Source organism: Micromonospora parva (genome assembly GCF_000718515.1).
GTDB lineage: Bacteria > Actinomycetota > Actinomycetes > Mycobacteriales > Micromonosporaceae > Micromonospora > Micromonospora parva.
The window spans coordinates 114,482-137,655 of sequence record NZ_JNZS01000015.1 but is presented as its reverse complement, the minus strand read 5'-3'; the positions used below and the strand labels follow the sequence as shown (position 1 = coordinate 137,655).

The window sequence follows — 23,174 nt, the reverse complement described above, 5'->3', positions numbered from 1 at the left end:
CCGCCGGCAGCACCACCTGCCAGTCACCCTGAGCCTGCGGTCGGGGTGCCGCCGCCCGGCTACGGCGCGGCACCTGTCCCCACCGGCCACCAGCGGCCACCCGACTCCGCCGTTCCCTCGAACCCACCCCCGGGCCCGTCCAGCTATGACCAACGCTCCGCCGACGGCGACGTGCCGGCTGACCTGCGCTGGGCGGACCTGCGCCGACAGGTCGTCTACCGGTCCAAGCGGCTGAACACCGGCCACCTCATTGAAGCCGATCAGGCATTCGGGGGGCGAGGCGCCGTCGGCCCTCACGCGCTGATGCTGTTCTTCGCCTCCGACGCCCCCAACGAGCCGCACGGCTACCGGCTGCACACCGCCCACCGCACCTGGCCACAGTCGCCAGACTCCGATGTCTTGCCGCAACTGCTCGCGGATATGACCGACGTCGCCGCGGACAATATCGCCTCCATCGGACGCGAGTGGAGTCCCCTCGGTCCAGAGGGTTCCATGGTCAACGGCGGAGACATGACCCTGCCTCCAGCTGCGTGGTACGTCGGCGTGGGTGTCAGCACCCTCGATTCGGACCAGGGCCGCTGGTACCAAGTCGCCCGGACACTACGCGAAGCCGCCGCCGCCGGCCGCTACATGTCGGCGTTCAACCTCAAAGGTCAGTGCTACGTCCTGTTGACCGACGGCACCGCCCTGCACATCGACCGCGACCCGCAGGTCCGCCTCGGCAACGACGGCGTGCGCTGCAACAAAACCCTCGACCCCAATCGAATCACGTTCCACAACCCGTACGAACATCTCACCAAGCAGGGCGACGACGAGACCCGCGACATCTGGCGGCAGCTCACCGCGCTGCACCACACCCTCACCGCGCACCTGCTCACGGGGCGGCGGGCGTGACCGGTCACCAGAGCCTCAGCCTCGCCGACGCCGCGAACCTCAGCCGCGCGCCGATTGACGTCACGGCCGTGCTCGACCACCTGATCCAGGAGGCCGACGCCGCCGCCGCGACGAGCATTGGGTTTCCCGGCGCCGTGGACCTCGACTACGCCGAGGTCATGACCCGCCTCGGCAACCGGCTGTGGAACAACATCGGTGACCCCGCGGACCTTGGCGGAGTCGCTCACACCCGTGTGCTGGAACGGGCCGTCATCGCCTGGGTCGCCGACACCCTCGCGATGCCGCGAGACGACCGGTGGGGCTACGTCACCACCGGCGGCACCGAAGGCAACCTGTCCGCCCTGTACACCGCCCACCACCGCCACCCCACCGCCCGCATCTACTACTCGACCGCCGCCCACTACTCGCTACCCAAGATCGTCCGGATGCTCGGGGCGCGGGGCGTCGTGGTCAACGCCGACGCGAGCGGGGAGATGGACTACGCACATCTCGCCGCCCAGGTCGGCCGCCGCCGACGCTGGCCCGCGATCGTGGTGGCCACCGCTGGCACGACCCTGACCGAAGCCGTCGACGACACCACCTCCATCCGCGCCGTCCTCGATGGGCACCAGGCCAATGGACACCTGCACGTCGACGCGGCCCTGTCCGGCATCCCCCTCGCACTCGACGGCCGGCTACGCCTCGATGACGACAGCGGCATCAGCAGTATCGCCATCAGCGGACACAAATTCCTGGGTGTGCCAACGCCCTGCGGAGTTGTCCTCATCCGCGACAGCGCCCGCCATACGGCCAGCCGCGTCACCTACACCGCCACCCTCGACACCACCATCACCGGCTCCCGCTGCGGCCTGGCCGCCGCCCTGCTCTGGCACACCATCGCCACCCACGGCCACGAAGGGCACCGCTGGCGAGCCACCCAAGCCCGCCGCCTCGCGGCTTACACCGTGGATCAACTGAACGCCGCCGGCTGGCCGGCCTGGCGGCACCCGCACGCCTTCACCGTCGTCCTGCCCACCCCGCCCGAGCAGGTGCGCAAGAAGTGGTTACTCGCCACCGACGGAGCCACCAGCCACCTCATCTGCATGCCCGGCGTCACTCATGGCCAGGTTGACGCCTTCGTCGCCGACCTCACTGCCATCGCGCCACCGAGGCCGATCCCGCGCCCCTGGCAGCGACCGCACCACCAGACCAAAACACACGAATCGTGTTAGGAGTACCGCAATGACGACCACCCACAGCGGCCAACTGCGCCCTGCCCCGCTGCGTGAGCTGCTCGACCCGATCATCCGGCAGCAGTTGAACCGGCTCGACATTCAACCCGGCCAGCGCGTCCTGGAGATCGGCGCGGGCGGCGGTGAGGTCACCGCCGACCTGGCTCGCCTCGTCGGCCCTCGCGGCAGGGTCACGGCGGTCGACAAGGACACCACCTACCTCAACCCAACAGGTGTCGTCGACGTTTATCAGCGGGACCTGAACGGTGACGACCTTCCGGGCGAGCCCGACAGCTTCGATGTCGTCGTGGCCCGGTGGCTGCACGGCGAGCTGCCACACCCCGCAGAGGCGCTGGAGCAGATGATCGCCCGGCTGCGTCCCGGTGGCTGGCTCGTCCTGGCCGACGTCACCGACACCCCGCCACGAGTCTTCTGGGCAACCGACGGCGACGTGTGGCTGATCCACACCGTCATGCGACGCGTCTACCGCACCATCGCCGGACTCGACGGTGCCGGCACCTGGACGGCGGACACCCTCGCCCTGCTCGTCGTCAAGGGCATGCCGCAGGTCTGTACCCACGCGTCCACCGAGACCTGGACCGGAGCTGGTCCCGGGTGCCAGCTACTCGCCAACGTGGTCGACGACCTCCGTCCCGTCCTGACCACACCCGAAGTCACCGATGCCGACCTCGACCGGTTCGTCACGCTCATGGCCGACCCAAACGTTCTCCTGGGCTCCTATGAGGGCAGGGCTATCCACGCCCGCAAGGCAACCGAATGACATGCGCCGCACGGGGCGCGGGCAGGGTGCGATCCGTCCGGCTGAGTCTGTGGCAGACACGACGGAAATCTACGCAGACTCCTACGTCAAGAACTTGGGCCACCGGCAGGCCGCCACCTACAACCAGCCATTTCCGACCCGGGTAGTCGCCGTGCGACGACTGCCCGACCGGACGCCGCTCATCGAGATGGGCGCGGTGGCCGGTCCCGGCCGGCGGCAGGGGTGCCCCCGTTCCCCTGCCGCCCCCGGCCTGACGCTCCGCAAAGTCCGTGCCGGTAGCTGCGGGGGCTACCTGCCCACCCATCATCCCAACTCCCTAGGAGGGTCCATGAACGACCTGCTCGCCGCCAACGACGACCCGTTCCAGCTGGACGTCCAGATCGTCACCGAGGGTCCCGTCGCCGCCGCACTGTTGGCCGACACGGACGACGGCTGCGACACCCAGAAGAACGGCGACTGCTAGTCGCTTCTCCTTGCCGGTTCCGGTGAGCGACCCGAACGTTCACCGGAACCGGCGACCCCCTGCAACCGAGCAAGTTCCCGTGTGAGGAGTGGATCGTGGCGGCGACAGGCAGTCTGTACCGGCATGTTGATGCCGCCACGATCCGCATCGCCGCGCACTCGTGGCGAAGCGGCGGCCTGCCGTGGCCGCATCGGGGCGATGCCGCAGGCATTGATGGTTGGCTGCGGGAGATGTGGAAGCGCCCTGGTGCGGCCGAAGCCGTGTGGACTGCCAGTCCTGAGTTCGCTTCCCGGGTCGAGGCGGTGTGCGCTGGCGGGACACTCGATGCCGGCCGCGGCTGGCGGATGGCTCTGGCTCTGGCGCGGTACCTGGTGCGTGCTCAGCGGCGGGCAACGCCCTTTGGGTTGTTCTCGGGGGTCGCCGCACTGCGCTTCGACCGGGCTGCCTCGGTCGTACCGTCAGGGCGCTGGACCATCCGGGTACGGCCGGACGCGGGCTGGCTCGCGTCTCTGATCGCGCGGCTCGAAGCCGACCCGCATATGCGCCGCAACCTGCGTGTGCAGGCAAACAACCTGGCAGTGGGACAGGGACTTCGGCTTGCGGCAGAGCGCCGGCCACATGCCTCCCTACCAGCAGAGGGCGTCTCCTCGGTGAGGAACACGGCAGCAGTGCGGCTGGCCGTGTCGCTAGCCACCGCGCCGGTGTCGTGGACGGAGTTGGTCGACAGGGTGACCGCCGCGTTCCCACGGACTCCGCGTGAGTCCGTGGACGCGCTGGTTGCCGATCTGGTCGACCACGGCGTGCTGATCTCCAACCTCCGACCGCCGTCAACCTGCGCCGACCCGCTGCGACACATCCTGGACCAGCTCGACACCGTGCAGGATGATCACCTCAAAGAACAACAGCCCGTCGCGGCTGCACTCGGGTCGTTGCACATCGACCTGGGTGGCATCGCAGCCGGTATGACACATCTCCTCGCTGACCTCACCAACGACGACCGCATTTGCGGCGTCACCGAGCCCATCTACCGGCCCGAGGCCTACGCGTTCGGCGGCGACCAGGCCATGACGGTCGCGCATACCCTGTTCCACGCCGACAGCCGCCACATCCTCGGCCATCTCGCTGCCGGCGGCGCCCACCGACGTGAACTCGGTGTCGTGCTCGCCACCCGCCTCATGCGTGCCGCCGGGCTGGAGTTCGCCGAGCAAGGCGACGTCTGGCGACACCTCGTGATCCGCCGTCACCAGTCCGACGCGCCAGGACCGAGCCTTCAGCTGATCGCTGCCGTGCAGCGGCTGCTCATCGCCGGCGACGACGCGCCGGGTAGCCCGCTGGCAGCCACCCCCCAATGGCCGCAAGCCCAGGAGCGGGCGGGCGCAGACCTCGGCTTCCTCGACCGGCACGGCGCACTCACCCGCGACCTGCGCGGGGTGCTAACCCACCACCTGCTGTTCCTCTTCAATCGGCTCGGCATCTCAGCCGCCGACGCCTGGCTCCTCGCGACGGCAGCCACACACGTCGCCTTCCAAAACTCGTCCACTGACGCCTACGACAAGCATCAACTCGCCCAAACAACAGAGAGAAGCACACACATGGTCCACTCGTCCGACGCCGAACCTGAAGCACCCAACGCAGCCATGCTTCGCGAACAGCTCGTCACCGCCCTGAAGCAGCGCGGCCACATCCGCTCGGCTTCCGTCGAGCAGGCGTTCCGTCGGGTGCTCCGAGAGCAGTTTCTCCCTGGTGTCGATGTGGAGACCGTCTACACCCGCCGCCAGATCGTCACGAAGCGCGACCCCAGCGGCGCCGCGCTGTCCTCGGCGTCAAGCCCAAGCCTCGTCGCGGACATGCTCGAACAACTCGATCCGCACCCCGGACATCGCGTCCTGGAGATCGGCGCGGCCACCGGCATCAACGCAGCCCTACTCGCCGAGCTGACCACCCCCAGCGGCACGGTCGTCACCATCGAACTCGACCAAGACCTCGCCGACGGCGCCCGCACCAGCCTCGCCCGCGCCGGCTACGACACCGTCGACGTGATCCACGCCGACGGCGCCCTCGGCCACCCCGACACCGCGCCCTACGACCGGATCATCGTCACCGCCGGAGCCTGGGACATCTCCACCGCCTGGTGGGACCAACTCGCCCACCAAGGCCGCATCGTCGTACCCCTACGCGTACACGAAAGCGGCCTGACCCGATGCTTCGCCTTCGACTGCACCGACACCCACCAACTCACCAGCACCACAACACCGCTGGTCTGCGGATTCGTCGCCTTATGCCGAAGTCGGCATAACGCGACTTATGCGGACCTCACGGTTATGCCGATGGGGCCTCCGGAGAAGTCTCGTCCCGCTCAGGAACGTGAGGCACCCGGGCCATCGGTATTGCGACGCCGGGTGAGCCGGGCAACCCGCCGTCGTTGCCAGCGGCGAGGGATCGTTGGCGTGAGATGACGCGCGGATCGCGCATGACAGTGAGTCGTCACGTTCTGTACCAGTACTCTTCCAACCTTTGCGGCGCCGTCACCGTCGCATTCGGCGCATCATCGACGCCTGCCGCAGGAAGGCGCTCGGCACTGCACCAAGAGGGCTGTCGCCCGATGGCATGATGCAGCGATGCTCCCTACCCGCCGTTCCCTTCATGACCGCGTCGCGGCGTCGTTGGCCGCCTGCGCCGACGGTGAACTGTCGGCGTTGTTGCAGGCCGCGTCACCCGTGGGTGTAGGCGTGGGAGGCGGCTCTTCGATCGCCGATGTCGATGGCACGCCCGTGTTCGTCAAGCGGGTTCCGATCACCGACCGGGAGCTGGATCATCCGCACAGCACGGCGAACCTGTTCGACCTGCCGGTCCGTTGCCAATACGGCATGTACCGCCTGGCCGGTCCGGGCTTCGGCGCGTGGCGCGAGCTGGCCGCAAACCAGAGCGTCACCGAGGGCGTCCTCGCCGGGGAGACGGAATCGTTCCCGCTGTTGCACCACTGGCGGGTGCTGCCCGGCCGCCCGCCGGTCGCGCCCGAGCACCTCGACATCGACGCCGTCGTCGCCCAGTTCGGTGGTAACCAGGCCGTGCGTGCCCGGTTCGAAGCGCTGGCGGGCGCGACCGCGAGCCTCGTGCTGTTTCTCGAATATCTCCCCGACGGATTGCCCCGCTGGCTTGACGACCCGGTCGGCAGAGCCGCGACGGTCGAGCGGCAGCTGTTCGAGATGGTGGCGTTCCTGTGTCACCGCGAGCTGCTGCACTTGGACGGACACTTCGGCAACATCAGGGCCGACGACGACCGGCTCTACCTGGTCGACTTCGGGCTCGCCACCTCACCGCGCTTCGACCTGTCGGACGCCGAGCGCGACTTCGCTGCCCGCAATGCCGGTCACGATGCCGACTACGCTTCCATGCGGCTGGTGAACTGGCTGGTCACCTCGGCGTGCGGGGTGCCCGTGCCGGCCGACAGCGGTCCCATCGCCCGCGACCAGTTTGTGCGCCGATGTGCGACCGGAGACATCCCACCGGACGTGCCGCCGCCCGTGAGGGAGATCATCGCCAGACACGCCCCCGCAGCCGCCCGGATGAACGACTTCTGCTGGCGCCTGTTCGACGGCGACCTTCACGCCGAGTATCCCGGCAGTGAAACCACGGTCCGGATCAATGCGGATCGGGCAAGTTGAGGAAGCGGACAACACCCTCCTCTCGGCTCCGGACGTCGTCGGGTCGACGAGCCCCTCGTTGAATCGAGGATTCCTGTGTGCAGCCGACCTGCTGGCTCGTCGGCGAGCCAGGGGTCTGTGGATCTAACGGCACCTCTCTTGTCAACCCGCGGGCAGCAGAGAGGTCTCCGTGTCTTTGATCATGGTGCGGTAGACGACGTCAGCGAGGCGTCGTTTCAGGCAGCGCATGGCTTCCTTGTGGGTTTTGCCTGCGGCTCGTTTGCGCTGGTAGTAGTCCCTGCCTGGGGTCGCTCGTTTGATCTGGGCCATGGCCATGACATGCAGCGCGTAGTTCAGTTGCCGGTCGCCGGCGCGTGAGAGGCGGTGCCGTTGGATGTCACCGGATGACACTTCTATCGGCGCGACACCGCAGTACGAGGCGAACGCGGACTCTGATCGGAACCTGTTGACGGCTCCGGAGCGGGCGAGGATCTTGGCGGCGGTGACGTCGCCGATGCCGTGTAGATCGGTCAGGGTGGTGCCGGACGCCGCGGCGGCGGCGGACAGCGTTGCTGTTGCCTCGGTGATGCGCCGGTCGAGGCGGCGCACCTCGCCGAGGAGGTCCACGGCGACCTGGCGCATGGTGCGGGCCAACACGGCCCGTGGGCGGATGCTGCGCAGCGCGGCGGCGGCGTTGTCGGCGGTCAGTCCGCGGGGCAGACCGGCGGGAATGAGCTGTGCCAGCAGCGCATGCAGCCGGTTGACGATCTGGGTGCGGCTGCGGACGAGGTCATCACGGTGTTCGGTGAGGCACCGCAGGGCCGCGATGGCTTCATCGACGACGGCGGTGTTGAGTCGAGCAGCGGTGTGCGCAGCGATTCCGACCGAAAGGGCGTCGGCCTGGTCGGTTTTGCGGCCGTGCCCGGTGGACAGCAGCCGCACGCGGCGGGCCAGCTTCGCGGGAACGTCGACCACGTCGACGCCATCGGCGCTCAGACGGGCGGTCAGCGCGGCGCCGAGGCCGGTGGCGCCTTCGACCGCCCAGGTCGCGTGCGGCCAGCGGCCGGCGAAGCGGCGCAGCCCTCGATAGCCGTCGCGGTTGACCTCGATGCGGATCGCGGCCAGTGGCTGGAGTCGGTTGTCGACTGCCACGGCGGTCCAGGACGCCTTGTGAGGATCGATCGCGATGACGACCGGGGCAGGTGCTGACGGTGCGGCGGAAGGCACGGGGTCTCCTTGCAGGGCCGGGGAAAGGGATCCGGCGAGGAGGGCAGACCAACTTCGGGCTAAACAGACCTCTCTCGAGCCACTCCCGCCGGCGGTTGTGGCCGGGGCGCAGGCCGTTAGAGGGCCAGCCCGAGGGCGGCAAGTGTTTCCCGAGCGACCCAGACCACAACCTCGAAGATCATGGCTGCAGACCCTGATCTCCGCCACCAATCCAACAAGTTGGAGGCCTCTCTGCTGCTGGCGGGTTGACAAGAGAGGTGCCGTTAGCGAGACAGCCCCCCGAACACAGCGGATCGCTGGGGATATTGGTAGAGGCGAGCGGGCTGGGCCAGGGGAGCTTGCCAGATGCGGCACGGGAATCGCTGTCGGTAGCCCTCGCTCTAGCCAGAACTGTAATAGCCGGCCGCGCGCAGCACTGGTGTTGATCCCGGACACCTCCTGACGACAGTCGGCTTCGAGCAACCCGAGGCCGCAAATCACCCAGGCCGCGGCAAGCGAGACGTCGGTGTCTCCTTCGGCAGAGCCGGGACCGGACTCAAGCGGATGGGCGCGTCAGGGCCTGCCATGCGCCCAGAGATCCGGCGGGGGCGAGCACCGCGAGTGCTTGGGCCGCACGAGAGCATGCGACATAGGCGATCCGCTTAGTTTCGCATTCGAGGATAGAGTGCTGGAGCACCGATTTCCACGTGCCGGCGCTTTGGGGACAGCGGCACGCGGCTACCCGGTGTTTGGTGTAGAAGACAACGGCGTCGTGGGTCTCTCCCTTGACGGCATGTGTGGTGGCGAACAGGATACGGACCCGCTGGTGTTTGGGGTGGGCGTTCCACGTGCGCTCGTCGCGTGCGGCGAACAGGGCGGCTAGCAGGCGGTCCTGGGGAGATTTGATTGGCTCGGTGAAGCTAAAGCAGTCACGGCGGATCGCGGCACGTTGGCTATGGTTGAGGTTGATCAGCGGCAGATCGGTGCAGGTTACGCAGTCCGAGATTCGCAGGAGCCGCCCCGTCACGTGGGAGGCGATGAGCTTCAGATCGGTGAAGAGGAGCACCCGGTATGCGAGGGTGTTCCCCGCTCGGTTCGATGTCCGCTGAAGGGTGGCGAGGCGCATGTCGGCGGCAGTGGAGTGGCCGCCGGCACGGACAAGTACCTGCTCGTAGGCGCGGACTGCCTGGTCCGTTTCACTTCGACTCAGATGGTGCACGGTCTTGAGGAAATCGCGGGTCAGTGGGCTGTCCCAGACGGTTCGGTGAGTGCCGACAGCGGCAGTACCGGTGTACTGGGCGTGCAGCCGGCGGGCGTCCTCGCCTGAACGCGCGATGACGGCAAGGTTCTTGATGCCGGCGCTGTTGCCGTCGTGGGGCGCGATGTCGGCAAGCAGCTCGGCGGTCGTGTCGATGACCTCCTGTAGCGTCGTCAGCTCGGTACCGTCGTCATAAAGTCGCACGTCGACCGCGGTTCGGTAGCTGGCGTTCTTCGCGCCCGATCCTGCCGTGAGAGTGATGCCATCGGCAGCCATCGTGGTGAGGGCCGCGCATATGGGTGGGCCACAGCGATAGCTCTCTTTGAGCCTGCTCACGCGCCACCCGGTCGCCATTGCTCGGCCAGTAAAGAGGTCAGGGCGGGCGGTATTCCACTCGTAGATGGCCTGGTTCTCGTCGCCGACGAGGACCACGTGTTGAAGACCAGCCCCTATCAGAGTGTCGACGATTGCATGCTGGACCTCTGTCATGTCCTGTGCTTCATCGATGACCAACACAGGGAAGCGACGAGCCAGCGCTTTGGCAATCGCAGGGGAGCCTTTGACTGCCTGGTAGGAAAGGTAATTGGCGTCCGCCTGCAGAGCCATGCCGGTGGACCAAACGTATTGTTTCATCAGTGAAATTTTAGGAGCGTTGCTGTCGGAGACCGATTTTGCGACGGCGGTGGTACGGGGCTGAATCATGCGTGGCGATTTGTCGATGAGCAAGGGCTGGGCATCCTTGCCCATTGTGTAGCAGTCGAAGTAGACCGGCTTGAAGGCGTCTGCTGGACTTGAGTTGTGAAGTGGCCAGGACGCTCGCCACTGCTGATAGGGTTCGCCGACCAGACTAGGTCGGCCGCCCTTATACCCCATCACTTTCCCGCCGTGCGGTAGGAACAGGTGCTGGTTGATAAAGGCATCGAGGGTGCCGAGGAAATGTGGACTACGCAGAAGGACGTGCGCGGCGCCGTTTTTGCGGATCCGTGTCTGGACTTCATCCTTCGCAACGTTGGTGTACGAAAGTACGGCGATTCCTTGCCATGGCTCGTGTCGCTCCTGCCATGAAGCCGCGAGGTCGAGGCAGTAGCGGGTCACCGTCGTGGTCTTGCCTGTTCCTGGCCGGGCTGAAAGGCGTTGCAATCCCTCGAGTGGGTGGCCGGCGTCGTCCCACAGCGACCTTTTCTGCTCCTCAGAAAGCGGCATCAGGTTCCAGCCTCGTCGCAGTGGGTAACGAAACGGATCGCGTCGCAGATGTAGCGTGGGACCGTGAACTGCTTAGCGGCTTGGTCATCAGGGAGCGCCGCGAGGGCCTCGTATAGGTGGAACGCGAACTCGGACTTCGCCTTTCTGAAATACCCATTTGTGCGCCAAGTCGAATACCAGTCATCCTCACGAAGGCAGGTGCCTTTCGTACTCTCCTTCATCTTTTGGTAGGCAAGCGCCGGGTGCTGGTGATCCAAGAAGTCGCGGACGAACAGCTCTTGTTTGCCGGCCTTGGAAACCTCGCTGGGCGCAGCCGCCGCAAATGCGTTTTGCAGCATCTGCAGCATCTGCTCGTGAACGCCTCCTATGATCGCACTACGCAGCAACCCGAACTCGAATGTCCCGTACCCGGTTGCGGTCGCGGTAGCGCCGTCGACAACAAGGCCAGGGTCCAACGCGGAGTCGAAGTCTGAAAAGAACTGGACGTCCGATTTGACCTCATGCGGACTTGCATCGCTGTCAGTGATGAACACGCCCCGACTGTAAGGGCCTTGGGTTGCGCCGAACAGAGGGCGGAAATGGTCGAATCCCTCGTCGGAGTCCACAACGACGATTTCGATGGCGTGGTCTCGTAGGCTCAATCCAATGATTTCGGAGAAACGCTGCATTAGCAGCGCCTCCGTAATGCCCTCGACGAAGATCGCGCCAGACGCGAATAATAGTTGAGAACGGGTCACGTCCAGGAACTTGTGTAGATATCGCTTGTGGTGATCATGGCCGGCAAAGGCCGACGCCAGATGCAGTGGTCGTGAAATCCCCTTGGTCTCGTCGCGCCGCATGACAACTATCTTGTCTATGTCGGTCTTGGCCGTGATCGTCGGCGAGTGAGACGTGACAAAGATTTGGTGGTCGGTAATCTGATTCAAGGCATGAAAGAATGAGTCTTGCAGCTGTGGATGCAGGTGCGCTTCCGGTTCCTCGATGAGGAAGAAGCGGTGAATGTCCTTCGCTGCACGGGCGTCGCCGCGGCGGGACAGCACGATGCTCGCATAGATGAGCTGGTTTATGCCCAGGCCGTTGCTGCTCAGGGGGAGCCCGTCTGAGCCATGTAGGGCGTGAGCGAAGACCGGTAGCATCGTGCGCAACAGATCGTCCGATACCCCTTGAGGAGCGAAGCTGACGGCATCGTCGGCGATTCTATAAGGCTTGGCGTATGCGGAGAGATTTCGCCCGGCCGCAGTGTGATGAGCGTTCCCCGTTACGTCCTGGAGCATCTCGTCGGCTCGCTTGCGCAGCTCACCCGGAATAGCCTTGAGTTCCTCCGCGCGGCCGTCCGGCGTGTGGCTCACGATCAAACGTTCGATCTCTGCACCGACACGGGCGCGATCGTTGACCAGATCGCGGAGCGGCGCGAGGTAGATTGCGCGGATGCTGTCGAGGACTTCTCGGGATACGGGATTGCTCCAGTTCGGTCCACCACGAAGGTCACTGCGCACGTGCGTGAAGCGCCCGATGACGGGATCGTACTCAAAGTCAGCGTGGTAGAGCAGCTGGAACGTCATGAATTTGACGCCCGTAGCACCTACCGCATGCACCTCGTCGGGGCAGCACAGCTCGTAGAACTGAGCGGGCAGGTCTGAGTCAGCGCGGCCGCTGAAGGTTGCCTCGAAACTCACCGTAACCAAACCCGCAGCAGCACGGTCGCCGAGGAAGACATCGGTGTGGCGCAATCGGATCGGGTCTTCGCGCTTCTCATAGCTGCACTGACCCAGGACCAGCCTCAGGGCATCAATCGCCGTGGTCTTAGCGGCGTTGTTTGGGCCAATGATGACATTCAGGCCAGGTTGGTAGTTGAAGGTAGCGTCGTCAACCGAGCGAAAGTTGCGCACCCTCAGGGACCTGAGGAACAGCATCGGAAGGCCCGGTGCGGAGCCCTCGGCCTCGATGAGGGGATCGAACATCGGTCTGTCCGTCGGCAGATGGTCCGGCTTGGTCACAAGCCACTCCCCAGAGTAACCGCCGTTGGTGGCGTGAGACGAGGGGCACGGCACCGCGCGGCAGTCGAGCGGCAGTCCGTACCCAAGCTCCATGTTGGTATCAGCTACCGCCACACCTGACGAACTTGACGAGCAGCGTGTCGCGACATCCGAGTCAATGGGATGAGCGGTCAACGCTGCCCGCCACCTATCACAGATCGTTCGGGTGAGGCCGATCGGGACCGTTGACGCCAGCAGACCCCGGACCGGCTCACGGGCCAGATCGTTCGTCAGCAGCACCGCACCCTCCGTGCCGATAGAGGACCAAGGAACTTCTCAACAACCGAAGCCTCGCCCGGCCGACCCAGGACGTTGCGTGAGCACGGGCTTGCACTACAGGCCCGCCGACATCACCGGAAATCGAGTTCGCGACGGCGCCCGGACCCGTTGCGATGGCCGCGCTACCTACTGCGAGGACGCCAGCCGGCTACGGAACGGCGCACCCCGGGTCCTCGCCACCCTGCGCAACACCGCGGTCAGCCTGCTCCGCCTGGACGGCGTCACCTCGATCACATCAGCCTTGCGCCGAAACGGCCGAGACCCGTACCGATCCCTCCGACTCCTTAGACTCGTCCAAAACGGTCACATCTCGACCTTGCCAAGACCCCGATCCAAACCCCCAGGGGCGACGCCTGTTGAGGACCGGCACCAGAGCGCGCCGCCTCAGCGAGCGACCAACACGATTTTCAGCCCGGAACGGGCCACCTCGCCAGAGGCGACAAGGACCAACCCTCCGGTTTCAGAGAGCTGGACGATGTAACAAGCACCCGGGTTGATCACGCCTGTGTCTAGGTGGAGTCAACGCTGAGGGAAGGGCCCGCCGTGTCTGATCTTGCGGCAATCGCCCGTGAGCGGGCAGTGCTGACCGTGATAGCCGACGCGGTCGTGCATGCGTCAGTCGGCAAAGGCCTCTACGGGTCGCCGTGGCCTGCCCCAATTCCCACCTCGCCCTGGTGGACCACCTGGCACAAGCACTGCACGCCCGCGGCCGCGCCTGTCGCTGCCTGCCCATGACGCCGAATCCGAGAGACGCCGTGCCACCGCATCGGCAAGCGATCGGTTCAACGATAGTGGTGATAGCGAGCGGACTGAATGCGGAGGTCGACGGTGGCACCCGACGGGTGAACATCAGTGTGATTGCCGACGTGCAGCGGGACAGCGAGGTCAGCCACTCGGAATCCGACGAGGCGTGTACACATGGGCAACCGGTGACTCGGACATCATCATCGACTACCGGAACCCGGACGGGCCTGTAATCCGCTACACCGCGCCCTATCTCGCGGCACGCGACCAGCCGTAGAAGGGCTCGGCGCCCATGTGCTGGCGTCGTTCCGGCTTGGCGGAAGGCCGCTCGACTGAAGCGGCGTTCGCAGCGACGGATCCGGCGGCGACCCATGCCGACCCCCGCTGGGGTAGCCGGACACATCCTACCGACCGGTCGCCGGATCGCAAGAACCTCTGTGGCGCAGCGCGTGGTGGGCAAGTCAATCCAGCCGGCTGCGCCCGTGCCGGAGCGTAGAGCGCATTCGGCCCGACCAACCGGAGCCGCGGCCGTGACACGACGCGGAGTCGTCCGACGCCGGCGCTACAGTCCGTCCGTGGTTAAGCCATTCTTCTACGCGCGGCCCGCGGCCGGGCGCTGCGTGTTGAGCGTCGCGCCAGCGGTGGCGAGCTGGGACGCGGCCGGCTCGCGCGGTCAGGCGCGGTCGTCAGCATTCATCGACGACGCCTGCACCGCCGTCGCCGAGCAGGCTGTCAGCACGTCCGGCCCTCTCGCGTTGCGGCTGGACGTCGGGCTGGTGGACACCGCGCCGCTATACGCCTCCCACGACCTGGACAACTACCTGTTTCCGCTGGTCCCGAAGCTGACGAGCCGGACGGGGCGGGGCTTCGTCTCGGTATGGGCGACCAAGCGTCACGCGGCGACATCCTCAGTGGCGGTCTGCCCGGCCGTACCGGTCGATGATCCTGCCGGGACGTACGTGTTCGACGTGACGACGACGGCGTCGGCGAGCACGAGGGCCTACAAGGAGCAGATCCGTGATCAGATCACGACTGGCATCCCGCTGCCGGGCGATGGCGTTGCGCTCCAGATCGCGTTCGTTGTCGGACCCCACCGGGCCTGGCCGAATTTGTGGAAGCCGACGATCGACGCCTTGGGAGCGATCCTCGGCCACGACGACGGCGCGGGGGAGTGGAACGCCCGCGACGGGCGCATCACCGATCTCGGGCTGCACTGCGTCGTTGACCCCACTGTCGGCAGCGTGATCCGGGTCGCGATCCGGGCGTCGCCGGTCCGTCCCGCTTCCTTGCGGCTCGTTCATCCTCGTTGATTACTCCGGTCGTGCCGGTTACGTGAGGTCCCGTGAAGCCGATAAGGCGGACGAGCGTTTCGGATTCCACCGGGTGATGGACCATTGATGACGGCGGGATACCTGCCCGCTGCGGATGTTCGGGAGTCCTTCACTACCTCAAGCCGCCGCATTCAACTGCGGCCACGTCCTCGAGGTCCAAGCCGTTTCGAGGCGTCTCTTCGTGCGAAGCGCGGTACTCGGCAAGGTCGATAGCGTTCAGGATGAGCTGGCAGGCCCAACTCGTCCATACGGACCCGCGAGCAGTGGCGTGCTCACGACCTCAAACACGTTCCGCCCCTCGGCTTTGCCAGTAGGTCGCGCGAAGCATTCGGTCCTCGCCAGCGAAGCTCCGCTGGCCTGTGTCAGTCAGGGGTAGCTGGCTGGCCAGCAGATGGCGCAAGGTGTCGTGGAGGCCGACGATGCTTCGTTCAACGAGCTCGAAGTCAGTGAACGCGGCCTTGCCGCGGTGCGAGAGATTGCTGCGGACCTGGTACCAGGCGCCGATCGAACTCTGGCCGGGAGCACGTGCTCGCTTCCGAGGGTCTCGGCTGTCGCGGACCTCGATCGGCGGCGGGTCCGCCCTTGCCACAGCGGCCGTAGTGGCCGAATCGCCTTGAAGTCGGCTCAAGCGTTTGCCAGGTTCAAGTTTCGGGCCGAAGACGAGGGCAGTGTACCGCTCGAGCACCGTGCACAGCGTGAGGTACAGACCCTGGATCGGAAGAAAGGCGTCCCAGAATCCCTTCATGTCGGCGGGCATGGGCCTGACGGTCTCGAGATGGCGTTTGGCGATACCGAAGATGCCATCCATTCCACCGCTGAACAAAGGGTCATCAGCAGATGACCATTGCTGCTCGTGCAGTTGCGGGTTGCCGCTACTCGGACTCCGCCCGACGTAAACCCAGGCTTCAACCTCACGCCCGGTCTCGGCCTTCGCTCTTACCCTTCGCTCGATGTACAGATCCTTACCCTCGTACTCCTGAACCTGGCGTCGGAGGGCGTCGGCACGCTCAGCCATGGGCGTCAGGAGATTACCTCGGACGGAACCACCTGGAACGTCGGTGATGAATGGAAGCCCATCGCGCACGTAGAGGCTGTAGCCTGCGAGCTCCGCATGCTCAACCCGTGATATCCAGGGCTCCACCTGCCAGTGAGCCAGTTCACCGCAGCACAGGCTGCCGTAAACAAAGATCGCTTCGGGGTCGTCGGACACGGACCGAAGTTTGCCACGACCGAAGGACAAGCCGCGACGGCGCCACTGGGGGAGGGTGATTCGGGCTCGGGATGCGTTGACCGCCGGCAACGCCTACCACGTAGCCAAGGATCAGCAGTGCATAGCCGCTCAATCGGGTGCCGGCCCGCCCGACAGGAGGCCGGTTCGGCCGATGAGGTGCAGCCAGTCTCGGAGCCAGAGACTGGGGAGCAACCGGCTCAGCTGAACGGCGCCAAAGAGCGCTCAACGGCACCGAACGGTACTCAACCCCACCGACCACAAGCTGCGCGTTCTCGTTTTTGCGGGTCAGAGCCGGTGCAGCGTCCTGCGTCGGACGGAGTGCTCCGCGGTTTGCGCAGCAGTCGACCGCACACTATGTCGCCTGGCAGGGGAGTATGTGGAGGTCGCGGTAAGGAGTCGCTGGATGGCCTGCCCTGCAAGTGGCAGGCTGGCGAAGTGGCCACCGCGTCCGAAGTGCTCACGGGCGTCGGGCGGAGAAGGGCGTCGTGACCTGCGGCGATGTCGGCGAGCGAGCGGGTGCGACCTCCAGAGAACTCCGAAGAGGTCGGCCTCTGCTGTTCCCTGTCTAGTCAGAGCCGGCTTGTCGTCGGCGAGTCCATCGACGCCACTCAAGACGCTCTAACATCTTCTGGACTGGCCTCGGCGTCGCCATCGCCGTGGTGATCACGATCGGGATCCTGATCGCGGTGCTGTTCAAGTAGGCCGGTGGGGATGTGCCCCGGGCGCTCGACAGGTAGCCCGTCACGTCTTACGAGCCGCGCCGGTGGAGAGGCACGACCCAGTCGCCCACCGGTCGCGGTAGAAAGCATCGTGCAAATCCGCTGGCCAGCCGCGCCGGGTTGCCCAGAACCCGGCACCGTCGTCGAACTCGCGCGGCGGACTTCCCGCCATCGGCGCAGGATGCCGGCGACCATCCGAGCCGTGGTCACCGGATTTCAAACGGGCGTAACCGGCTTGGATCGGGCATAGAGGTTCGACAGGCGCAGGTCAACGGATAGTTGGTGACGGGCTTCGGGGCTAACCGATCCGGGATCGATGAGACCATGCCACGGCCCGGCGGCGAGCCCAGAGGCGTAGCATTTGGGGCATTCGCCCTCACTGGTGCAACCGAGGTTGCCGGTTATCAGGTTGCGCGCGTGACCGAGCGCGTCGTCGGGGTGGTCGGCGCGAACAAGGTGCCACAAGCCAGCTTGGTCCTCGGGTTCGAGGCCGGCCGCGATATCAGTGCGCATCGGCCGGTAGAGCTGCCCGTCGTCGTAGCGGATGGCGAAGACCCGGTCGAGATGGTCGACTTCGTCCGGCTGCGGTTGGTGTCTGGCGTACCAATCGCTGGCGTCGGCCAGGGTGCCGGGACCCCAGAGGTAGTCGGTGGGAAAGAGGGTGTTCTCGAAGCGGCTATCGAAATGGGCAAGGCCGGGGTCCATCTCGTGGATGCCCGGGTGGAAGCGGCCTCGCAGGATGACGCAGCACAGCTTGTCGTCGCCTTCTTGGGGACCGCCACGGAGATTTTCGGCGAGGAACGTCTGGGTGCCGCCCTGTTCGTCCCAGGCGACGACGACTATGTTGCGTTCGCTTGGTGCCGGGTACAGGCGGCTGCCAGGGGTCGGACGGCCCCACAGCTCATTGATGAATTCCGCCAGATCTCTCAACGTGCGAACGCAATCGACAGGCATGAGCAGATGAGCTGAGGTCGGGTGCGCTACGAAGTTTCGCAGCTGCATCGACACGCGCTCGTGGCCGCGATTGCGTTGCCCGCGTAGCAGTCCCGCTGCCCGCGCCCACCGGTGGAGTCCGTCGAGCATCCCGTTGAATCGCACGGTGGCTGGTCCTGCGCCCACCCGTAGCCGCGACTTCTTGCCAGCAGACGTTCTGAGGAAGTCCATGATCGGCTCGTAGGAGGTGGCGTCCACGCGGAACTCGCGCTGGTCACTGGTTCGGACAAATGTGACGGTGCCGGCGTGAAACTCGAGGAACCGGTCTCGCAGTGCGTGCTCGATGACCAACAGAGCATGGCCGTCAACAATGGTGAAGATGTCGTAGCAGAGCACTCCGTACGCGTAGATCGTGCGTAGCTGATCGAAGCTCTGCCGCGTTCCGGCCGCGACGGCAGGGACAAGGTCGAGGCCCGCGACGAGTTCCTGCTGGAACTGCGCAGCTGATTCCGGAGTAAGGACCTTGTCAAGGCTGAGCCCGCCCGGGGTGAACCGCTGCGTGCGCTCGTCGGCTTCTCGCAGTTGTTCCAGGGACTTGATCTCCACTGTGACCTCGCCGTCGATTCGAGACGGTGCACACACCGTGCCCGGTGTTCACCGAGCCGCCCAGAGTGACACACCACGAAGCCGCCTGTCCTCCCATATCCCGACGGCTCGTCCCGTGCTGAGGAAGGGCTGGAACTCGCGTGGCTGGGGCGAGCCGATCCGGGACGTCATCTGCAGGGTTGGACTGAGGTATCCGACAACCGAGAGCTGACCTTGATCCGATCGTCGGTGCTTCGATGCGGTGGCACGAAATTCCACCAGAGCCAGCACAAGCTGTTGCTCTACGATCGGCGAGCACAGACATCGGCGATGAGGGCGGCTATGACTCACGGTAACGGCGCTGCGCAGCTATCGCTGAGTGCACGGCAAGCCGACATCTATCGCCGCCTCCTGCGCCTGGTAGGGGCCGGGGCGGCGGAGTTCTGGAAGGAAGCCTGCGACCGGATGGCTGAGTCGCCCGTGCGCCCAGTGACCACCCACATGGTCGGCCACGCGCTTCGCGAGGTCGATAGTGCGCTGCGTGCCGTCTTAGAGGAGCGGGCGATGGCACAGGTCGGCCCGGCCCAGATCCGAGCGGCCCGCAAGGCTAAGGAGTCCGGAAGCCTGGAGATCTCTGCGATCTGCGCGGATCTTCAGATACCGGAGTCGCACCCGCTGAGGGAGTTCTGGCTCGGCCAAAGCCCCGAAGTGCCAATCGGGCTGCACAAGCGCGCGCATCGCAACGGGCTTGAGTATCCCAGGCCCATGGATGCTGGCTTCCGAGAGTTTTTCTCCCAAATGGAGGCACTGTTCGATCTCGTCCTCGAGCGCTTCGAGCTGCGTTACAGCACAGTATTCGATAGCCTCGACTTGCTCCTAGCGGAGCAGAACCCGGTAGCCGAGCACGCTAAGCGCCTAGCGCAGAAGTTTCCCGCGAACGAGACGGCTCGACGCTACTTCTTCAACCGAGCATCGACCGCGTGGCTAGGCGCTCTGCGCGAGCATGGGTTCTTCATCAATCCTCCGCCTGCGATCCTAGAGCCTGGCAACGAGTCAGCCGTCCTGCGCCGGTGGCCGGAGTCGGAATACCTCGTCCGGGTAGCCGCTGACGACCCGCAGGCGACGATCGAGGCGGCGCTTGATATCCCGGCGACGGACAACAGCTACGTGATCTGGGACGTGGTGAAGATCGCCCTGACCCTCCCGCCAGCTCACGGGGTGGGGCTGGTGCCGACAATCGTCGCCTCGATACCTGGCCCCTTCGGGGTGATCGCGGCCGACGAGATTGGAGAGCTCGCTGTTCGGCTGGCGGAGGCAGAATACGCCGAGGCCGCCGACGATCTCATCCGTGGTGTGCTGAAAGACGTGCCCAAACGCGGCCAGGAGGCGGTCCGGGTCTACGACTACGTCAGCGTCGTTCGGACCCCGCTGCCAGCCGTTGCGTCCGTCGTCGGCCTGCCGATGCTGACCTTCGCCGTGGGCCTGCTTGATGCCGCGGTCGAGACCTTCAAAGCGGACGGCGAGGACAACTCGCGGTTCTGGCGGCCTTCGCTGCTCGCCGACGAGGACGATACGTACGGCCCGGATGCGCGAGACGCTCTAGTGGACGCCGTGCGTTCCATTGCCGAGATCTTGCTGTCGTCCGGTCAAGCAACCTTGCAGCAGGCCCTCGATGTTCTGGAGCAGCACCACGCGTTGATCTTTCGTCGGATTGCGCTGCACCTGGTACGAGAAAACGGTCGGGACGATCCGGGCCTCGTCCGCCGCTACCTGTTCGATCGAGACCTGCTGGCTGACCGCGGCGCCGAGTACGAATTTCAGCTGTTCCTGCGCGATGTCCATGCCTTGCTGGAGCCGCACGAGGTGCAGCAGCTTGTCGATGCGATCCTGGCCGGCCCAGACACTGCCCCGTGGAAGAACCGCTTCTCGGAAGCCCACGACCATCCGGATCCGGACGCGACCGTGCGGCAACTCGCTGGCATGTGGATCCGCGACCGCCTCGCACCCCTCGAACCAGTCCTCGATTCGGCCGCTCGAGACCGATACCAACAGCTCGTGACCCAATGCGGGCCGGCTTCGGATCTGTCCGTCGTGCCCGTACGCTTCGCCAGCTCCTGGACCGAGGAATCACCGGTTGACGCCGGCGAGCTCCAGGCACTACCGGCAGCGGAACTCGTTGAGTTCTTGGCACGCTGGCAGCCCCCGCAGGATTGGCGCGGCCTCGACCGCTCGGCGATCTGCAATGCCCTGAGCGCGTCGATCGCTGCCGCCGCCGAGCAGCGTTCACACGATGCCGGCGCGTTCACCGGAGTCGATCCCGCGCACGCCAGCGCGATCCTCGAAGGCTTCACCGATGCCGCGCGTGATCGCCGCGAGCTCGATTGGGCCGCGCTGATCGAATTCTTCCGCTGGGTCGACGATCAAGCCGCGGCGGAGCTTGCGGCCATGGTGACGACGCGCGCCGTCCGGCAGTGGCGGCGGGCGCGCTACAACGTCCTGCACATCCTCGGGACCGCGCTGCGCCACACCGACAGCCCGATTCCGGCGGGATGCGAGCCCGGGATCTGGGCGATCGTCCGCTCCGCCATCGCTGATCCCGATCCCCAGGACGAGGCCGATCCCGCCTCATCCGCGCTCGACGCCGTCCGTCCGGCCGCGCTGCACACCGCTATCCAACTCGGCTTGTGGAAGCGCCGGGCAGACTCCCAGCCGCCGGCAGAGCTCCTAGCCCTCATCGAGCAGCACCTCAGCGGACCCGATGGGTCAGCAGCGGTACCTGAAACCCTTGGCCGTAACCTGCCGGTGCTGCACTTCATCGATCCGTCCTGGACACGCGAGCACCTCGATCAGATCCTGCCCGAAGACAGCAGCCTTAACGACACCTGGACGGCCGCCTGGGACGGCTTCCTTGACAACCCAGCCCCGTCAGATCAGCTCTGGGATCTTCTGCTGCCCCACTACGAGCGCGCCGTTCGCGAGCTGTCTCCGGACGGCGACGACGATTGGGCGGTGATGCGAGCCAGCCAGCTCGCCAGCCACCTCGGTCGGCGTTACTGGTTCGGCTACATCGGCCTGGACGACCCGGACCAACTGCTGCACAGGTTCTATCAACAAGCGCCGGCCCAAGCTGCGGCCGTCATCGTGGAGATGTCGGGAAATTCGCTCGCCGCCGCTGTCCCGCTCGACCCAGCCCACCGCGACCGCCTCATGAAGCTCTGGGAATACCGGCTCGCCACGGCCAACCCGAGTTCGCGGCACCGCGAGCTGCAGACGTTTGACGACTGGTACCTCAGCGGCGCCTTCGACGAGGATTGGTCCCTTGCCCAGCTGCGCAACATCATGGTCAGCGACCCGGAAATCCATCCGAGTTTCCGGGCTCTGCAACGAATGAGCAGCAACGCCACTCAGCACGCTCCGGCCTGCCTCCACATCTTCGAGACGTGGCTCGACAACGGCCCGAAGTACTGGGACTACGCCCGGAGAATCGACGATGTGAAGGCCATCCTGCGTGGTGCGGCCGCCGCGGGCGCCGCAGAGCGCGTCAGGGTTGAGCACATCGTCAGCCGTTTCTCAGCCCTTGGAACCGATCTACGCGACGTCCTGACGCAGGATTCTTTTCGCGAGAACGGCGCTGGCTGAAGCGCGCCCGGAACTAAATCAGCGTCTGCTTCTCAACCGTGCCCACTGGCTGCTATAGGATCACGGCATGAGCACCCATGCTGAGCATGGGTGTCGCGAGTGTGTGTACGAATCCCCCCTCGAACGCCTGCCGGGATAGTGGCGGCAGCAATCGGCTGACGCGGCTACCTGGGCGTGAGTTGTAGTTCGCTGCGAACGACGATCATGGACTCGTGGTCGATGTCGCCCACGGAGTTGAACTCCCACGCCTCCAGTGCCGCTGGTGCCCGAGGACTGTCCGTGTCACCGGCGGCGAAGCTGCAACATAGTGACCCTTATGGACGTTGCTGGTCGGGCTGGTTTGCCCGATCCGATTTACCGACGAGGCGATGTAGCGAAGCGGCCGACGGCGAAAGCTCCCGCCGGGCGGCGTTGACGAACTCAAGGCGCCGCAACTCAACCTCATCGCGCAACTGACACCAACCGACCTCGTCGACGTTCTCCCGGATGCCAGTGCCGATGCTCCAGAAGGCCGCGTCTAACTTGAGGGCCGCTTCTACGATGCTCGGAGGTCCCACCAACTGCACCCGAGCGAGAGCTGCGTTCCATCCCGCCCAGTCGACGCGCTCAAGCTCCTTGGACCGCCAACGCACGAGCCCCATGTAGGTCGTGGCCTGCTCCTGTAACAGGGCTGCAGAGGTATCGGTTAGTACCGAGCGGGACCAAGCTCGACTCTGGCTGCGATTGCTCATCCAGCCGCCGGCAGCCACACCCAGCAGCGTCACGAGAACGCCGGTAGCAGTGGATAACCCCATTTCCCAATTCACGGGACCTCCGTCTCATCGCAGTGGCCACCCCCGATGGTGTCAGCTACCTACAACGAGGCCGAGCGACGCTGAGGCCGTGACGACCGCGTGGTCGGCGCCGTCGGGTCTGCCGCTATGCCGCTACGCCCTGCCCGCCGCCGGAGCAGGTGGTCCAGGCGCGGTGAATCGGCACCATGGCAAGCGGCCCGTGAAGCTGTCGTAACGGCGGTTG

General features: G+C 65.8%; 14 protein-coding genes. 8 read left to right on the top strand and 6 right to left on the bottom strand.

The window, feature by feature from the left end; genetic code table 11:
* The first annotated feature begins 171 nt into the window (after positions 1-171).
* The 6 genes from IF22_RS0121540 (at position 172) to IF22_RS0121515 (ending at position 7,014) form a co-directional block, all read left to right on the top strand.
* Positions 172-894, top strand: a complete 723-nt coding sequence (locus IF22_RS0121540; RefSeq protein ID WP_081883950.1) for a hypothetical protein — start codon at positions 172-174, stop codon at positions 892-894.
* Positions 891-2,105 carry a histidine decarboxylase gene (locus IF22_RS0121535; RefSeq protein WP_030334778.1) on the top strand — a complete coding sequence of 405 codons (1,215 nt, stop codon included), beginning with the start codon at positions 891-893 and terminating at the stop codon, positions 2,103-2,105. Before IF22_RS0121540 ends, IF22_RS0121535 begins: the two co-directional genes overlap by 4 nt.
* A 10-nt stretch (positions 2,106-2,115) precedes the next feature.
* The gene (locus IF22_RS0121530; protein WP_030334777.1) at positions 2,116-2,886 is read left to right on the top strand and encodes a class I SAM-dependent methyltransferase; all 771 of its coding nucleotides are present in this window, start codon (positions 2,116-2,118) and stop codon (positions 2,884-2,886) included.
* Positions 2,887-3,214: 328 nt separating this feature from the next.
* Positions 3,215-3,349 (top strand): FxLD family lanthipeptide, encoded by a 135-nt coding sequence (locus tag IF22_RS34615; RefSeq protein WP_081883949.1) that lies wholly within the window; start codon positions 3,215-3,217, stop codon positions 3,347-3,349.
* A gap of 95 nt (positions 3,350-3,444) precedes the next feature.
* Complete coding sequence (locus tag IF22_RS34610) at positions 3,445-5,805, top strand: thiopeptide-type bacteriocin biosynthesis protein (protein ID WP_425339854.1); 2,361 nt, start codon at positions 3,445-3,447, stop codon at positions 5,803-5,805.
* A gap of 162 nt (positions 5,806-5,967) precedes the next feature.
* Positions 5,968-7,014, top strand: a complete 1,047-nt coding sequence (locus tag IF22_RS0121515; RefSeq protein WP_051708694.1) for an aminoglycoside phosphotransferase family protein — start codon at positions 5,968-5,970, stop codon at positions 7,012-7,014.
* 141 nt (positions 7,015-7,155) lie between these two features.
* Here IF22_RS0121515 and IF22_RS0121510 read toward each other — a convergent pair whose 3' ends face one another.
* From IF22_RS0121510 to IF22_RS0121500, 3 genes are all read right to left on the bottom strand, one after another.
* Positions 7,156-8,220: an IS110 family RNA-guided transposase gene (locus tag IF22_RS0121510; RefSeq protein ID WP_030334772.1), complete on the bottom strand. Its 1,065-nt coding sequence runs from the start codon at positions 8,218-8,220 to the stop codon at positions 7,156-7,158.
* A 535-nt stretch (positions 8,221-8,755) separates the two neighbouring features.
* Positions 8,756-10,660 (bottom strand): UvrD-helicase domain-containing protein, encoded by a 1,905-nt coding sequence (locus IF22_RS0121505; protein WP_081883947.1) that lies wholly within the window; start codon positions 10,658-10,660, stop codon positions 8,756-8,758.
* Positions 10,660-12,936 carry an ATP-dependent nuclease gene (locus IF22_RS0121500; RefSeq protein WP_156057781.1) on the bottom strand — a complete coding sequence of 759 codons (2,277 nt, stop codon included), beginning with the start codon at positions 12,934-12,936 and terminating at the stop codon, positions 10,660-10,662. The genes IF22_RS0121505 and IF22_RS0121500 overlap by 1 nt, the downstream gene beginning before the upstream one ends.
* 1,403 nt (positions 12,937-14,339) lie before the next feature.
* Here IF22_RS0121500 and IF22_RS0121495 point away from each other — a divergent pair.
* A complete protein-coding gene (locus IF22_RS0121495) occupies positions 14,340-15,029 on the top strand; it encodes a hypothetical protein (RefSeq protein WP_245233695.1) in 690 nt (229 codons plus the stop codon).
* A 301-nt stretch (positions 15,030-15,330) separates the two neighbouring features.
* Here the strand turns inward: IF22_RS0121495 and IF22_RS34600 are convergent, their stop codons facing one another.
* Together IF22_RS34600 and IF22_RS0121485 are read right to left on the bottom strand one after the other, a co-directional pair.
* Positions 15,331-16,260, bottom strand: coding sequence for a gamma-glutamylcyclotransferase family protein (locus IF22_RS34600; RefSeq protein ID WP_167337324.1), 930 nt, complete (start codon positions 16,258-16,260; stop codon positions 15,331-15,333).
* Between the two features lie 956 nt (positions 16,261-17,216).
* Positions 17,217-18,539, bottom strand: a complete 1,323-nt coding sequence (locus IF22_RS0121485) for a hypothetical protein (protein ID WP_030334758.1) — start codon at positions 18,537-18,539, stop codon at positions 17,217-17,219.
* A 321-nt stretch (positions 18,540-18,860) separates the two neighbouring features.
* Between IF22_RS0121485 and IF22_RS33250 the strand changes: the two genes are divergently transcribed.
* Positions 18,861-22,157 carry a hypothetical protein gene (locus IF22_RS33250; protein WP_036412006.1) on the top strand — a complete coding sequence of 1,099 codons (3,297 nt, stop codon included), beginning with the start codon at positions 18,861-18,863 and terminating at the stop codon, positions 22,155-22,157.
* A 314-nt stretch (positions 22,158-22,471) separates the two neighbouring features.
* Here IF22_RS33250 and IF22_RS0121465 read toward each other — a convergent pair whose 3' ends face one another.
* Complete coding sequence (locus tag IF22_RS0121465) at positions 22,472-22,963, bottom strand: hypothetical protein (RefSeq protein WP_124770903.1); 492 nt, start codon at positions 22,961-22,963, stop codon at positions 22,472-22,474.
* Between the last annotated feature and the right edge of the window lie 211 nt (positions 22,964-23,174).

What these genes read in the sequence shown, in the direction of transcription:
- IF22_RS0121530 (WP_030334777.1), top strand. Translation starts at nt 2,116, where the DNA reads ATGACGACCACCCACAGCGGCCAACTGCGCCCTGCCCCGCTGCGTGAG.
- IF22_RS34615 (WP_081883949.1), top strand. Translation starts at nt 3,215, where the DNA reads ATGAACGACCTGCTCGCCGCCAACGACGACCCGTTCCAGCTGGACGTC.
- IF22_RS0121515 (WP_051708694.1), top strand. Translation starts at nt 5,968, where the DNA reads ATGCTCCCTACCCGCCGTTCCCTTCATGACCGCGTCGCGGCGTCGTTG.
- IF22_RS0121505 (WP_081883947.1), bottom strand. Translation starts at nt 10,660, where the DNA reads ATGCCGCTTTCTGAGGAGCAGAAAAGGTCGCTGTGGGACGACGCCGGC.
- IF22_RS33250 (WP_036412006.1), top strand. Translation starts at nt 18,861, where the DNA reads ATGACTCACGGTAACGGCGCTGCGCAGCTATCGCTGAGTGCACGGCAA.